The following is a 13,663-nucleotide window of genomic DNA, read 5'->3' as shown; positions in this document are numbered from 1 at the left end:
TACTCCACTTTTCTTTCACCAGGATGAGGAGAAAGATATACTTAGTTTAAACATGCGCTTTTTTCCCGGCGCGTCATCAGGCTATAAAACAGGAGGTTTTTGATGCTGATTTTTATCCCAGTCCTCATTTTTGTCGCACTGGTTATTGTGATCGCCGGCGTAAAAATTGTCCCGCAGGGCTACCAGTGGACCGTCGAGCGTTTCGGTCGCTATACCATGACGCTACAGCCGGGCCTGAGCCTGGTGGTGCCGTTTATGGACCGCATTGGCCGTAAAATTAATATGATGGAACAGGTGCTGGATATTCCCTCGCAGGAGGTCATTTCCCGCGATAACGCCAACGTCACTATCGATGCAGTCTGTTTTATTCAGGTTATTGATGCGCCAAAAGCGGCCTATGAGGTCAGTAATTTGCAGCTCGCCATCATCAACCTGGCGATGACTAACATACGTACGGTCCTTGGTTCGATGGAACTCGACGAAATGCTCTCCCAGCGCGACAGCATCAACACCCGCCTGCTGCATATTGTCGATGAAGCCACTAACCCGTGGGGCGTGAAGATTACCCGCGTTGAAATTCGCGACGTGCGCCCACCGGCGGAGCTTATCTCCTCGATGAACGCCCAGATGAAGGCCGAACGAACCAAACGTGCCTACATTCTTGAAGCCGAAGGGATACGCCAGGCGGAAATCCTTAAAGCCGAAGGGGAAAAGCAGTCGCAGATCCTCAAAGCGGAAGGTGAACGCCAGTCGGCCTTCTTACAAGCCGAGGCCCGCGAACGTTCCGCCGAAGCGGAAGCCCGCGCGACGCAAATGGTCTCGTCGGCGATTGCCTCCGGTGATATTCAGGCTATTAACTACTTCGTTGCCCAGAAATATACCGATGCGCTGCAGAAAATTGGTTCTGCTGATAACAGCAAAGTGGTGATGATGCCGCTTGATGCCAGCAGCCTGATGGGGTCGATCGCCGGGATCAGCGAACTGATCAAAGAAGGGTCCGGCGAACGGAAAAAATCATGATTGCGCTGATTATTGCCCACCCGCATCTGTTCTGGCTAAGCCTCGGCGGGCTGCTGCTGGCGGCGGAAATGCTGGGCGGCAACGGCTATCTGCTCTGGAGCGGCGTCGCCGGCGTGGTTACCGGTTTGGTGACCTGGCTGTTACCTGTAAGCTGGGAGTGGCAAGGGACGCTGTTTGCCACCCTGACCCTGCTGGCAGCCTGGCTGTGGTCGCACTGGCTGCGCAGGCAGGTGGCGCGACAGAAGCCAGCCGACGCGCAGCTCAATCAGCGTGGTAATCAGCTGATTGGCCGCACCTTTATGCTGGAGAGTGCCTTAGTGAACGGTCGCGGTCATGTTCGCATCGGCGACAGCTCATGGCCGGTGCTCGCCGATGAGGACCTTGCCGCAGGCAGCCGCATTGAAGTGCTGGCTGTTGAAGGAATTACTCTGCGGATCCGTGCCGTGGCTCCCCGTAGCTAAGCCTGAGCCTTGCGATGGCAGCAGCCGGAAAGATTGTCGATTATCGGGCAGTCCGCGCTGTCATCGCCGGGGCAGGATTCCGCCAGCGTCAGCAGGTGGCTACGCATACTTTGCAACTCGCTGATATGCCGCTCGATATCGGCCACTTTCTCCAGCGTTCGCCGTTTGACATCGGCGCTATGCCGTGACGGATCGTTAAACAGAAAGATCAGTTCGCGGCACTCCTCAAGATTAAACCCGACCTGCCGCGCCTGGCGCAGTAAGGTCAGTTCGTCCAGATGCCGCTGGCTGTAGCTCCGATAGCCATTTTCGCTACGCAGCGGCGGCGTGACCAGCCCCTTCTCTTCATAAAAGCGGATCGCTTTACTGGTTAAGCCGGTTTTTTTTGCCACATCGCTGATATTCATTTTTCCCCCTTGACCTTCCCCTTGCTGGAAGGTTTAACCTTCATAATACTCGATGAAAGGGTTGGTTCGGTCAGTCATTGACCGGGTAATTATACAGGAGATTTAGTATGTCTAACACTATCGACCTGACGCTCGACGGCCTCAGCTGCGGTCATTGCGTCAAACGCGTTAAAGAGAGCCTGGAGCAACGTCCTGATGTTGAACAGGCAGAGGTGACCATCACCGAAGCGCACATTACCGGCAGCGCCAGCGCAGAGGCGTTAATCGACACCATTCAGAAAGCCGGATACGGCGCGGAGCTCAGCCACCCAAAGGCTAAACCGCTGGCGGAATCGGTAACCCCGTCGGAAGCACTGACAGCGGCCTCTTCTGAGCTTCCGGTAGCCCATGATGAAGATGACAGTCAACAGTTGCTGATCAACGGCATGAGCTGCGCCAGCTGCGTCTCCCGGGTACAAAACGCGCTTGCCGCGGTGCCGGGCGTGGTACAGGCACGGGTAAATCTGGCGGAACGCACTGCGCTGATAATGGGCAGCGCGTCCGCCACCGAATTAGTCAAGGCGGTGGAGAAGGCCGGCTACGGCGCAGAAGCGATCGAAGATGACCTGGAACGCCGCGAGCGGCAGCAGGAAACCGCCATCGCCACCATGAAACGCTTCCGCTGGCAGGCGATAGTCGCCCTGTTGGTGGGCATCCCGGTAATGGTCTGGGGGATGATCGGCGACAACATGATGGTCTCCGACGATAACCGTTCCCTGTGGCTGGTTATCGGTCTGATCACCCTGGCAGTAATGGTCTTTGCCGGCGGACACTTCTATCGCAGCGCGTGGAAAAGCCTGAGAAACGGCACCGCTACCATGGATACGCTGGTGGCGCTAGGGACCGGCGTCGCCTGGCTCTACTCGATGAGCGTCAACCTGTGGCCGCAATGGTTCCCGATGGAAGCGCGCCATCTCTATTATGAAGCCAGCGCGATGATCATCGGTTTGATTAACCTCGGCCATATGCTGGAGGCCCGCGCTCGCCAGCGCTCTTCCAAAGCGCTGGAAAAACTGCTCGACCTGACCCCGCCGTCGGCACGGGTTGTCACCGAAGAAGGCGAAAAAAGCGTACCGCTGGCCGAGGTGCAGCCGGGGATGACCCTGCGTCTGACCACCGGCGACCGCGTCCCGGTGGATGGCGTGATAAGTCAGGGCGAAGCCTGGCTTGATGAAGCGATGCTAACCGGCGAGCCGATCCCCCAGCAGAAAGCGGACGGCGATACACTGCATGCCGGTACGGTTGTCCAGGACGGGAGCGTGCTCTTTACCGCCAGCGCCGTCGGCAGCCAGACCACCCTTGCCCGTATCATTCGCATGGTGCGCCAGGCACAAAGCAGCAAGCCGGAAATCGGCCAGCTGGCAGATAAAATCTCTGCCGTGTTCGTGCCGGCTGTGGTGGCGATTGCGCTGTTCAGCGCGGCCATCTGGTACTTCTTCGGGCCGGCGCCGCAAATTGTCTACACCCTGGTGATTGCCACCACGGTGCTCATTATCGCCTGTCCTTGTGCATTGGGCCTGGCGACGCCGATGTCGATTATTTCCGGGGTCGGTCGTGCCGCTGAGTATGGCGTACTGGTCCGCGACGCCGATGCGCTCCAGCGTGCCAGCCAGTTGGATACTATCGTATTTGATAAAACCGGAACCCTGACCGAAGGTAAACCGCAGGTCGTGGCGGTGAAAACCTTTGCCGGAATAGATGAGACTACCGCGCTGCGCCTGGCGGCGGCCCTGGAGCAAGGTTCCAGCCACCCGTTGGCACGAGCGATTCTGGATAAAGCGGCCGACAGCCAACTGCCGATAGTCAACAACTTCCGGACCTTGCGCGGGCTGGGGGTCAGCGGCGAAGCAGAAGACCGCGCGCTGCTGCTCGGTAACCAGGCGCTGCTTAATGAGCAAAACATTGCCACCGCCGAGGTAGAGCGCGAAATAACCGCTCAGGCCTCGCAAGGAACCACGCCGGTACTGCTGGCGGTTGATGGCCAGGTTGCCGCGCTGTTCGCCATTCGCGACCCGCTGCGTAGCGATAGCGTCGCCGCGCTGGCCCGTCTACATCGCCAGGGCTACCGTCTGGTAATGCTGACCGGGGACAACCCGACAACCGCCAACGCCATCGCCAAAGAGGCAGGCATTGACGAAGTCATTGCCGGCGTGCTGCCGGATGGTAAAGCCGATGCGATCAAGCGTCTGCAAAGTCAGGGGCACCAGGTGGCGATGGTGGGCGACGGTATCAACGATGCCCCGGCACTGGCCCAGGCTGACGTCGGCATTGCGATGGGTGGCGGCAGCGATGTGGCCATTGAGACCGCGGCAATTACCCTGATGCGCCATAGCCTGAACGGCGTCGCCGATGCACTGGCCATTTCGAAAGCCACGCTGCGCAACATGAAGCAGAACCTGTTGGGGGCATTCGTTTACAACTCGCTGGGCATTCCGATTGCCGCCGGGATTTTATGGCCGCTGACCGGCACCCTGCTCAACCCGGTAGTCGCTGGCGCAGCCATGGCGCTGTCGTCCATTACCGTGGTCAGCAACGCTAACCGTCTGCTGCGCTTTAAACCGAAAGACTAGATGTTCTAACCCATACGCGCTAGCATGAAGGCCACACACTACGGAGCGCGTATGGGCCTGTTAAACCGAATAAAAATGCTGTGGCGAGCCGCCGTCGGCTCGTCTTATTCCTGGCCTGCTTTGGATATTACCCTTCCCGGAAAGCGTTATCTGCATCTGGTTGGCAGTATCCATATGGGCACCCGCGACATGTCCCCCCCACCCGCCAGACTGCTGAAGAAAATTCGCCAGGCCGATGCGCTCATCGTCGAGGCGGATATTACCGGCAATGACACGCCCTTCAGCGACCTTCCCGCCTGCCCTCCTCTTGCGGAGCGTTTAACCGCGGAACAAATCGTTGAACTGGAAGCCCGCGCGGCGGAAATGGGGCTTTCGACGGCGCTGTTTGACAGCCAGCCGTTATGGCAGGTCGCTATGGTCTTACAGGCCACGCAGGCTCAGAAGCTGGGACTACGCCCGGATTACGGTATTGATTACCAGTTGCTGATGGCGGCACGCGAACATCATGTGCCGGTGATGGAGCTTGAAGGCACCGACAGTCAGATAGCGCTGTTGCGTGACCTTCCGGATGGCGGTCTGGCGCTGCTGGACGACACGCTGACCCACTGGCGCACTAACGCCCGTCTTCTGCAGGTGATGATCGGCTGGTGGCTGGAACAACCTCCGGCCAAAGGTGCAACCGTCTTGCCGACCACCTTCAGCCAGTCGCTGTACGATGTGTTGATGCATCAGCGTAACCTGGCATGGCGCGAGACGCTGCTGGCGCTGCCGCCGGGGCGCTATGTCGTCGCCGTTGGCGCGCTGCATTTATACGGGGAAGGAAATCTGCCTGATATGCTGACGTAAAAAAATGGCCAATATTTCTATTGGCCCGTCAAAGAGGAATTTCATCATTATTATTATCCCGGAATTTACATTCCGGATCGTTCGATTGTCGCTCAAAGTAACCATCACTGCCAATACTATTGCGCAAGATAGTACTATTTTTTACACATTCGACAGGCGTATCCTGAGCGCACCTGAGATCGGTTGGTAAGAAGGACAGATATGACTCCCGCCGTTAAGTTACTCGAAAAAAACAAGATTGCGTTTAAGATTCACAGCTACGATCACGACCCCAATGAAACCAACTTTGGTGACGAAGTCGTGCGCAAACTGGGGCTGAATGCAGACCAGGTGTATAAGACGCTGCTGGTCGCGGTCAACGGGGATATGAAGCATCTGGCCGTGGCGGTGACGCCGGTGGCCGGGCAACTGGATTTAAAAAAGGTGGCCAAAGCCCTGGGCGCGAAGAAAGTGGATATGGCAGACCCGATGGTCGCCCAGCGCGTCACCGGCTATCTGGTGGGGGGGATTAGCCCGCTTGGGCAGAAGAAACGCCTGCCAACGGTGATTGATGCACCCGCCCAGGAGTTTGCCACCATCTATATTTCCGGCGGCAAACGCGGGCTGGATATTGAGCTGGCGGCCAGCGATCTGGCGAAGACCCTCGAGGCAACATTCGCCGATATCGCTCGTCGCGACTAATCTCTCGTCCGCGCATAAATCAGGAAATCCCGGAGTCGGCGCAAGCGCCTGTCCGGGCTTCAACACAAAAAAGCCCCGGTCAGCGTAGCCCGCCGGGGAGTTCCTCCGGCGTTACTGCCAGCTCACCTCACCTTTCGGCTCATAAGCTGCCGCGTCCAGCGGCGAGTTCTTCTGGATATACTCTTTCAGAACTTCGGCATCGATAAACCCGGTATTGACGTAGCCAGGTTTGCTATCAATATGCGGATAACCGTCACCGCCGGTCCCGTTGAAGCTCAGCGTCGCCATACGGTAGGTCTTCGCCGGGTCGACCGGTTCACCTTTAATTTTCAAATCATTGAGCTTGCCGTCTTTCGCCACGAAGCTAACGTTAGCGAACTGTGGATAGGCGCCGGAATCCGGCTTCATCTGCGCCACTGCCGTCAGATACTGCGTCACTTCCTGGCCGTTCATATCGACATACACTAGCACGTTGCCAAACGGCTGCACCTTCATCACATCTTTATAGGTGATGTCTCCGGCCTCGATGGAATCACGGATACCGCCGCCGCTCATCACGGCAAAATCAGCATTGCTGCGCGCCATTTGTGCCGCCAGTAGCAGATGCCCCATATTGGTCTGCACAAAACGAACCTTGCTGCGATCGCCCTCCAGATGCCCGTTGACGTTGCCGATTTTCACCTGTAGCTGCGCTTTGCCTTTATTCTGGAACGGCGTCAGCAGTGACAGCATCTGCGGGTTCTCCACAATTTGCGGCGTATAGAGTACGCGTTCGCTCTGGCCGTTATCGTAGGTGACCTTCTTCTTCAGGTTGACCGGGATCAGCTGATAGTGCACCAGCTTCATTTCGCCGTTGCGGAACTCAAAATCCGCGCGGCCTACGTATTTACCCCACTCGTGGGCCTGAACGATCCAGATGCCGTTCTGCTTGTCCGGCGCGCACGGCGTTCCCGGCACATAATCGACCTGCTTTTTATTCTCCGACGCCATACAGACCGGATCCTGAGAATGACCGCCAACGATCATCGCCAGCGATCCCGCCGGCAGGCTGCGGGCCATTTCGACATCGCCCGGGGCATTCGAACCGTGATTCCCGTTGTCATAGTGGCCCATGTGGGTGGTCGCCAGGATCACATCCGGTTTTTCAGTCTGCTGAAGCTCCTGGATAACCAGTTTGGCTTCATCCGCCGGCTTGCGGAATTCGATATCAGTGAAATACTCCGGGTTGCCGATTTTGGCCGTGTCATCGGTCGTCAGGCCAATGACCGCAATCTTCAGGCCGCCGCGCTTAAACAGCGCCCAGGGTTTAAACAGACGCTCGCCGGTGCTTTTCTGGTAGATATTGGCCGAAAGGAACGGGAACTTAGACCACTTTTCTTGCTGGCGCAGCACGCTGAGCGGGTTATCGAACTCATGGTTACCCACCGCCATCGCGTCATAGCCAACCAGGTTCATGCCGCGAAAATCCGGTTCGGCGTCCTGCAGATCTGACTCCGGTACGCCGGTATTAATATCACCACCGGATAACAGCAGAACGCTCCCGCCCTCTGCCGCAACTTCTTTGCGAATACCGTCCACCAGCGTTTTTTGTGCGGCCAGGCCATATTCCCCATAATCACTACGCCAGAAATGGCCGTGGTGATCGTTAGTGTGCAGGATGGTGATATTATAGGTTTTATCCTGCTCGTAAGCCTGTGCAGGCAAGCTCCCCAGCGACAGCGCGGCGAGTAACCCCAGCGCCACGTTTCGTTTTAAAAAATGCATCTCTCTCTCCCTGACTCAATAAACAAGTGCTGAAAGTATAGCGAGTTACATCCCCTGACAAATATGTTTTCCGAATTGAGGCTTCCTTCAAACCTTAGGGGCAGGTATGTTAGTCAGATAATAATTACACCTGCATCCACACTAACACTCTCTAAGTGAACCTATGGCGACGAATCAGACTATCCAACCCTTATCCGGCCCCGCTGCTACGCCGCAAAAAGCACGCACGTCGTTTGGAATCCTGGGGGCTATCAGCCTTTCCCATCTGCTTAACGATATGATCCAGTCGCTGATTCTGGCGATTTACCCGCTGCTGCAGTCGGAGTTTTCCCTGACCTTCGTGCAAATCGGCATGATCACCCTGACCTTCCAGCTGGCCTCCTCGCTGCTGCAGCCGGTGGTCGGCTACTGGACCGATAAACACTCGATGCCGTGGTCGCTGCCCGTCGGCATGTGCTTCACGCTCTGCGGCCTGGTGCTTCTGGCGCTGGCGGGAAGTTTTGGGATGGTGCTGCTCGCAGCCGCGCTGGTGGGTATCGGCTCTTCGGTGTTCCACCCAGAATCGTCACGTGTGGCACGCATGGCCTCCGGCGGCCGTCACGGGCTGGCTCAGTCGCTGTTCCAGGTGGGCGGTAACTTCGGTAGCTCTCTGGGTCCGTTGCTGGCAGCGGTCATTATCGCCCCGTACGGTAAAGGCAATGTCGCCTGGTTTGTTCTGGCCGCATTACTGGCTATCGTGGTACTGCTGCAAGTCAGCCGCTGGTATGCCGCGCAGCACCAAATGAATAAAGGTAAACCGAAGACCATCGTTGCCAGCCCGCTGCCAAAGAACAAGGTGATTCTGGCGGTCGGGATCCTGCTGATGCTGATTTTCTCGAAATATTTCTATATGGCGAGCATTAGCAGCTATTACACCTTTTATCTGATGCATAAATTCGGATTATCGATCCAGAATGCCCAGATTCACCTGTTTATCTTCTTGTTTGCCGTCGCGGCAGGCACGGTGATTGGCGGGCCTGTTGGCGATAAAATTGGGCGTAAATATGTTATTTGGGGCTCTATCCTCGGTGTCGCGCCCTTTACCCTTATTTTGCCGTACGCCACGTTGGAATGGACCGGGATTTTAACCGTGATTATTGGTTTTGTCCTCGCATCGGCGTTTTCCGCTATTTTAGTGTATGCCCAGGAGCTAATGCCGGGCCGTATTGGCATGGTTTCTGGTCTGTTTTTCGGTTTTGCCTTTGGGATGGGTGGCCTTGGCGCCGCGGTGCTGGGGCTGTTAGCGGACCATACCAGTATCGAGCTGGTCTATAAAATCTGCGCTTTCCTGCCACTCATCGGCATATTGACGATATTCCTCCCTGACAACCGCCATAAATCTTAAATATCCGGCGGCTAAAGTGAAACTTTGGCCGCCATCATCCCTGATACCATCAGCACTTGTGCGTATTATCTATCGTCGTTTTCCCGTCTGTGCTTTTTTGCGTGCTAATTCCCTTTTTCTGCATAATTCAACAATTATTCATAAACAAAACAGCCAAAACTGTCATAAACTATTACTCGGTTTTTTAGGTTTATACGCAAAATCATTCGGGTTAGTCAAAGCAGCGGGCGAATGACTCCCCAGACGCATAGTTCCACTATACGCCTGAGATAAACGCGCAAAGCGAACGCAGAGGCGCCTGATGGATGCAGTGCCTGAAAATGGACTAGCTCACCACATACAAGGAGACGGAATGCACCACGCAACACCGCTTATCACCACCATTGTCGGCGGGCTGGTCCTCGCTTTTATTTTCGGCATGATTGCCAATAAATTACGTATTTCTCCACTGGTGGGATATCTGTTAGCAGGTGTGTTATCCGGTCCCTTTACCCCTGGTTTCGTTGCCGATACTAAGCTGGCGCCGGAGCTGGCCGAGCTGGGCGTCATCTTGCTGATGTTTGGCGTCGGGCTACACTTCTCTTTAAAGGATTTGATGGCGGTAAAGTCCATCGCCATTCCCGGCGCGATTGCCCAGATAGCCGTGGCAACGCTGTTGGGTATGGCGCTGTCAGCCGTGTTGGGCTGGTCGTTGATGACCGGCATCGTATTTGGCCTGTGTCTTTCTACCGCCAGTACCGTGGTGCTACTGCGCGCGTTGGAAGAACGGCAACTCATTGACAGTCAACGAGGGCAAATCGCCATCGGCTGGCTGATCGTCGAAGACTTAGTGATGGTGCTGACCCTGGTTCTGCTGCCCGCCGTCGCCGGGATGGCAGAAAAAGGCGACGTAGGCCTGGCTTCGCTGGCCGTCGATATGGGCATTACTATCGGGAAAGTGATCGCCTTTATCGCCATTATGATGTTGGTGGGCCGTCGTCTGGTGCCGTGGATTATGTCCCGCAGCGCCGCCACCGGCTCCCGCGAGCTGTTTACTCTGTCGGTGCTGGCCCTGGCGCTCGGCATCGCCTTTGGGGCGGTTGAACTGTTCGACGTCTCCTTCGCGCTCGGTGCCTTCTTCGCCGGCATGGTGCTGAATGAATCCGAACTCAGCCACCGCGCCGCGCACGATACGCTACCGCTACGTGATGCCTTTGCGGTCCTGTTCTTTGTCTCCGTCGGCATGCTATTCGACCCGATGATCCTGCTGGAACAGCCGTTGGCAGTACTGGCAACGCTGGCGATCATTATCTTCGGTAAGTCTGTGGCCGCCTTTTTCCTTGTGCGGATGTTCGGCCACTCGCCGCGCACCGCGCTGACTATCGCCGCCAGCCTTGCGCAAATCGGTGAGTTCGCCTTTATTCTTGCCGGGCTTGGCATGGCGCTGGATCTGCTGCCGCAGGCCGGGCAAAACCTGGTGCTGGCCGGGGCGATTATCTCGATCATGCTCAACCCGGTGCTGTTCACCCTGCTGGAAAAATACCTCGATAAAACCGAAACTCTCGACGAGCAAACACTTGAAGAAGTTCTCGAAGAAGAGAAACAAATTCCGGTCGATATATGCAACCACGCGCTGCTGGTCGGCTTCGGACGCGTCGGGAGTCTGTTGGGTGAAAAACTGATGGCCCAAGGGATCCCGCTGGTGGTAATCGAAACCTCCCGCACCAGGGTGGACGAACTGCGCGCACGAGGTATCCGTGCGGTGCTGGGCAATGCCGCCAATGAAGAGATCATGAACCTGGCGCATCTGGATTGCGCCCGCTGGCTGCTGCTGACTATCCCTAACGGCTATGAGGCCGGAGAGATCGTCGCCTCAGCGCGAGAGAAATGCCCGAACATCGAAATTATTGCCCGCGCCCATTACGATGATGAGGTGGACTATATTACCGAACGTGGGGCGAATCAGGTGGTCATGGGCGAGCGAGAAATCGCCCGCGCGATGCTGTTGTTGCTGGAAACGCCGCCGGCAGGTGAAGTCGTCACCGGGTAACAATTCTTTATGCCGTCTTAGCAAGCCTCTACAGAACGCAGAGGCGCTTGTGGAAATGATGTCGGTCTCTGTGGTTCCCCTGCCGATCGGCGAGGGGACTACGCACTTAACGTTCCCAGTATGCCTCTTCCAGGCTATCTTCCCGTTCCGGCAGGCCACGGCTTAAGCGCGGCGAATGCTGGTTTAAGACCTGATAGCTCACCCGGTTAGCATATTTGCACACCTGCGCGAGCGACGAGTAGGTCAGCCATTTGCACTTGTGCTTGCTGGAGTTCGGAACGTTGTTACGGTGATAGTTGTTAGCCGTGATGTCATGCAGCAGCGCCGCCAGCGCGCCGTCACCGGCGCCGTTGGTATTCATGATTTTCTCAGGGCCGCCCATATAGGGTGCAATATGCGAGTAGATCCGCAGGGGGTTCTCACAATCCTGATGGCGCATCGCGCGGCTGAATTCAAACTGGTTAAATTCGGCAATCGCCCCTGGCAGCAGCGGGTGCTGAGTTTTACGCCGGGCATCCTCCTCCGTGAAACCAGCCATATACAGGCCCGCTGGTCCCGCGGTACACAGCACCAGATCCACCCACTCCAGCGCCTTATCGGAGGCTAGCAACGGATCGGACAGGCCGGTTAACGCTTCTGCCTCTTCTTCGTTCATCGCCAGAATGGAGACGTGCTCCGTCAGGAACTGTTGCCACCATTCCGGGTTATCGGCAATCACATACTTGGTACCGAGCGTCAACACCACCGGCACGTCATGCTTTTTGGCATACTCGATGGCTTTCATCGTGGCATCCGGCATCGGTTCACCCGGCTTGCAGCGTACCAGATAAGAGGTCAGGACCAGCGCGGAGGCGCCAGCAATCACCGCTTCCGGGATACTTTCCGGGCGCAGCTTATTCATGTGACCCGGGCTGATAGCAAAGGTGCGCTCGCCAGCATCGCTAATCAGGGTAAAACAGCGACCAATCGCCCCGTCCACCCCTTGCAGGTAGTTCAGGTCGGTACGGCTGGAGGTGTTGCACAGATAGCGGTAGGCGTAGCCGCCGATTTCAATGTTACTGCACATGACGCCGAGCAGCACCGAGCGGTCATCCGCCAGCACGGAATAGTTGTGCATGGTATTGCCGATCGTCCCACCGGCAAACTGATGGGTAATCAGGTTATCGCGGAGCAGCTCCTGATACAGCGCTTCGGCGACGTCATCTTCAATCACCAGAGAGTGGCCGGCACTCAGGCCATAGCGCTGGATAAACGCCTCATCGACTTTCGCTTCGATATCGACCAGCGTTTGGTCGATACCCACCACCCAGGCGATGTTAGATTCATTTTCCGGCTGAATTTGTTGCAGCAGCGGATCGCGCGCATTAACGGGAAAATAGTGTTTGGATTTGCGTTTACCGGGAAATTTCATAGTGGTGATTTAGTGGCTGTGGACAAGCGAGGAATAATAGCATATTCCCCGCGCCACGCACGATCAGCGATACGCCGCCGTCAGGTCCACCATCATTTGGATATGCGCGTCATTATCATTGAGCGCCGGAATGTATTCATATTTCTGCCCACCCGCTTCCAGGAAGATTTCCTGATTCTGTACCGCAATCTCTTCCAGCGTTTCGAGGCAATCGGCAGCAAAGCCCGGACAGATAACCTGGACGTGTTTGACCCCCTTCTCCCCCAACATTTTTAAAGTCTCGTCGGTGTAGGGCGTCAGCCACGGTTCGCGGCCAAAGCGCGACTGGAAGGTCATCATTACGCGGTCCGGTGAGAGACCCAGCGCCGACACCAGTTCACGCGTGGTATCGCGACAGCGCTGCGGGTAATCATCCCCTTCATGGGCAAAGCGCTGGGGGATCCCGTGATAGGAGAGCAGCAGCACATCGGGCTCACCATGCACCGCAAACGAGGCACGAACGCTTTCTGCCAGCGCCTTGATGTAGCCGGGATCATCGGCGTAATCACGAATAAACGACACGCCGGGGATCGCCCGTTTTTTGGCCAGAATGCGCGCCAGTTCATCCCACACCGCCGCCACGGTGGAACAGGAGTATTGCGGATACATTGGCAGCACCACGATGTGGTCCACGCCCTGTGCCAGCAGTTCATCCACCGCGCTTTCCAGCGCAGGCGAGCCGTAGCTCATGCCTAAGGCCACCGGCGTGTCGGGCAGACGTGCGGCCAGCGCCTGCTGCTGCCGACGGCTGTAGACCAGCAGCGGAGAACCCTCTTCCATCCATACCGATTGATAAAGTTTTGCGACCCGTGGTCCACGTAGCGGCAGGATCACGCCACGCAGTAACGGCCACCACAGCAGACGGGGCGTATCCACCACGCGCGTGTCGCTGAGAAACTGTCGCAGGTAGCGCTTCACCGCATCGGGCGTGGGCGCATCGGGAGTGCCTAAGTTGGCTAACAAGATACCTGTTTTCGTCTGCTGCATTACCGCCTCTTAACCATTTGAATCG

11 protein-coding genes are annotated in these 13,663 nt (G+C 56.7%); 7 read left to right on the top strand and 4 right to left on the bottom strand.

The annotated features are described in order from the left end of the window. Positions 1–102: 102 nt before the first annotated feature. A complete protein-coding gene (locus tag ACMYSO_RS19885; protein ID WP_434586100.1) occupies positions 103–1,020 on the top strand; it encodes an SPFH domain-containing protein in 918 nt (305 codons plus the stop codon). Further along, the gene (locus ACMYSO_RS19880; protein WP_434667117.1) at positions 1,017–1,481 is read left to right on the top strand and encodes an NfeD family protein; all 465 of its coding nucleotides are present in this window, start codon (positions 1,017–1,019) and stop codon (positions 1,479–1,481) included. The genes ACMYSO_RS19885 and ACMYSO_RS19880 overlap by 4 nt, the downstream gene beginning before the upstream one ends. Here ACMYSO_RS19880 and cueR read toward each other — a convergent pair. Then, entirely contained in the window at positions 1,478–1,888 is a 411-nt protein-coding gene (gene cueR, locus ACMYSO_RS19875) for a Cu(I)-responsive transcriptional regulator (RefSeq protein ID WP_434667114.1), read from the bottom strand. The genes ACMYSO_RS19880 and cueR overlap by 4 nt on opposite strands. Positions 1,889–1,995: 107 nt before the next feature. Here cueR and copA point away from each other — a divergent pair, with 107 nt between their 5' ends. The 3 genes from copA to ybaK all read left to right on the top strand — a co-directional run bounded on the left by copA (position 1,996) and on the right by ybaK (position 6,024). Further along, positions 1,996–4,497 carry a copper-exporting P-type ATPase CopA gene (gene copA / locus ACMYSO_RS19870; RefSeq protein ID WP_434667111.1) on the top strand — a complete coding sequence of 834 codons (2,502 nt, stop codon included), beginning with the start codon at positions 1,996–1,998 and terminating at the stop codon, positions 4,495–4,497. Positions 4,498–4,548: 51 nt separating this feature from the next. Continuing rightward, positions 4,549–5,343, top strand: a complete 795-nt coding sequence (locus tag ACMYSO_RS19865) for a TraB/GumN family protein (RefSeq protein WP_434667108.1) — start codon at positions 4,549–4,551, stop codon at positions 5,341–5,343. A 201-nt stretch (positions 5,344–5,544) separates the two neighbouring features. Continuing rightward, positions 5,545–6,024: a Cys-tRNA(Pro)/Cys-tRNA(Cys) deacylase YbaK gene (ybaK, locus tag ACMYSO_RS19860; protein WP_434586105.1), complete on the top strand. Its 480-nt coding sequence runs from the start codon at positions 5,545–5,547 to the stop codon at positions 6,022–6,024. A 111-nt stretch (positions 6,025–6,135) separates the two neighbouring features. Here ybaK and ushA read toward each other — a convergent pair whose 3' ends face one another. Continuing rightward, complete coding sequence (gene ushA / locus ACMYSO_RS19855) at positions 6,136–7,788, bottom strand: bifunctional UDP-sugar hydrolase/5'-nucleotidase UshA (RefSeq protein ID WP_434667105.1); 1,653 nt, start codon at positions 7,786–7,788, stop codon at positions 6,136–6,138. Between the two features lie 163 nt (positions 7,789–7,951). Between ushA and ACMYSO_RS19850 the strand changes: the two genes are divergently transcribed. After that, a complete protein-coding gene (locus ACMYSO_RS19850; RefSeq protein ID WP_434667103.1) occupies positions 7,952–9,172 on the top strand; it encodes an MFS transporter in 1,221 nt (406 codons plus the stop codon). Positions 9,173–9,524: 352 nt separating this feature from the next. Next, positions 9,525–11,201, top strand: a complete 1,677-nt coding sequence (gene ybaL / locus ACMYSO_RS19845) for a YbaL family putative K(+) efflux transporter (protein WP_434667100.1) — start codon at positions 9,525–9,527, stop codon at positions 11,199–11,201. Between the two features lie 106 nt (positions 11,202–11,307). Here ybaL and ACMYSO_RS19840 read toward each other — a convergent pair whose 3' ends face one another. Together ACMYSO_RS19840 and hemH are read right to left on the bottom strand one after the other, a co-directional pair. After that, on the bottom strand, positions 11,308–12,612 hold the full coding sequence (locus ACMYSO_RS19840) for an inosine/guanosine kinase (protein WP_434667098.1): 1,305 nt from the start codon (positions 12,610–12,612) through the stop codon (positions 11,308–11,310). A gap of 63 nt (positions 12,613–12,675) precedes the next feature. Beyond that, entirely contained in the window at positions 12,676–13,638 is a 963-nt protein-coding gene (gene hemH / locus ACMYSO_RS19835; protein WP_434667096.1) for a ferrochelatase, read from the bottom strand. Between the last annotated feature and the right edge of the window lie 25 nt (positions 13,639–13,663).

Source organism: Klebsiella sp. B345 (assembly GCF_051131735.1).
In the GTDB taxonomy this organism is placed as follows: Bacteria; Pseudomonadota; Gammaproteobacteria; order Enterobacterales; family Enterobacteriaceae; genus Klebsiella.
The sequence above is the reverse complement of the archived record's forward strand: the minus strand, read 5'-3'. Positions and strand labels throughout refer to the sequence as shown.

What these genes read in the sequence shown, in the direction of transcription:
- ACMYSO_RS19840 (WP_434667098.1), bottom strand. Translation starts at nt 12,612, where the DNA reads ATGAAATTTCCCGGTAAACGCAAATCCAAACACTATTTTCCCGTTAAT.
- ACMYSO_RS19865 (WP_434667108.1), top strand. Translation starts at nt 4,549, where the DNA reads ATGGGCCTGTTAAACCGAATAAAAATGCTGTGGCGAGCCGCCGTCGGC.
- ACMYSO_RS19885 (WP_434586100.1), top strand. Translation starts at nt 103, where the DNA reads ATGCTGATTTTTATCCCAGTCCTCATTTTTGTCGCACTGGTTATTGTG.
- ACMYSO_RS19850 (WP_434667103.1), top strand. Translation starts at nt 7,952, where the DNA reads ATGGCGACGAATCAGACTATCCAACCCTTATCCGGCCCCGCTGCTACG.
- cueR (WP_434667114.1), bottom strand. Translation starts at nt 1,888, where the DNA reads ATGAATATCAGCGATGTGGCAAAAAAAACCGGCTTAACCAGTAAAGCG.
- ybaK (WP_434586105.1), top strand. Translation starts at nt 5,545, where the DNA reads ATGACTCCCGCCGTTAAGTTACTCGAAAAAAACAAGATTGCGTTTAAG.
- ushA (WP_434667105.1), bottom strand. Translation starts at nt 7,788, where the DNA reads ATGCATTTTTTAAAACGAAACGTGGCGCTGGGGTTACTCGCCGCGCTG.
- copA (WP_434667111.1), top strand. Translation starts at nt 1,996, where the DNA reads ATGTCTAACACTATCGACCTGACGCTCGACGGCCTCAGCTGCGGTCAT.
- ACMYSO_RS19880 (WP_434667117.1), top strand. Translation starts at nt 1,017, where the DNA reads ATGATTGCGCTGATTATTGCCCACCCGCATCTGTTCTGGCTAAGCCTC.
- hemH (WP_434667096.1), bottom strand. Translation starts at nt 13,638, where the DNA reads ATGCAGCAGACGAAAACAGGTATCTTGTTAGCCAACTTAGGCACTCCC.
- ybaL (WP_434667100.1), top strand. Translation starts at nt 9,525, where the DNA reads ATGCACCACGCAACACCGCTTATCACCACCATTGTCGGCGGGCTGGTC.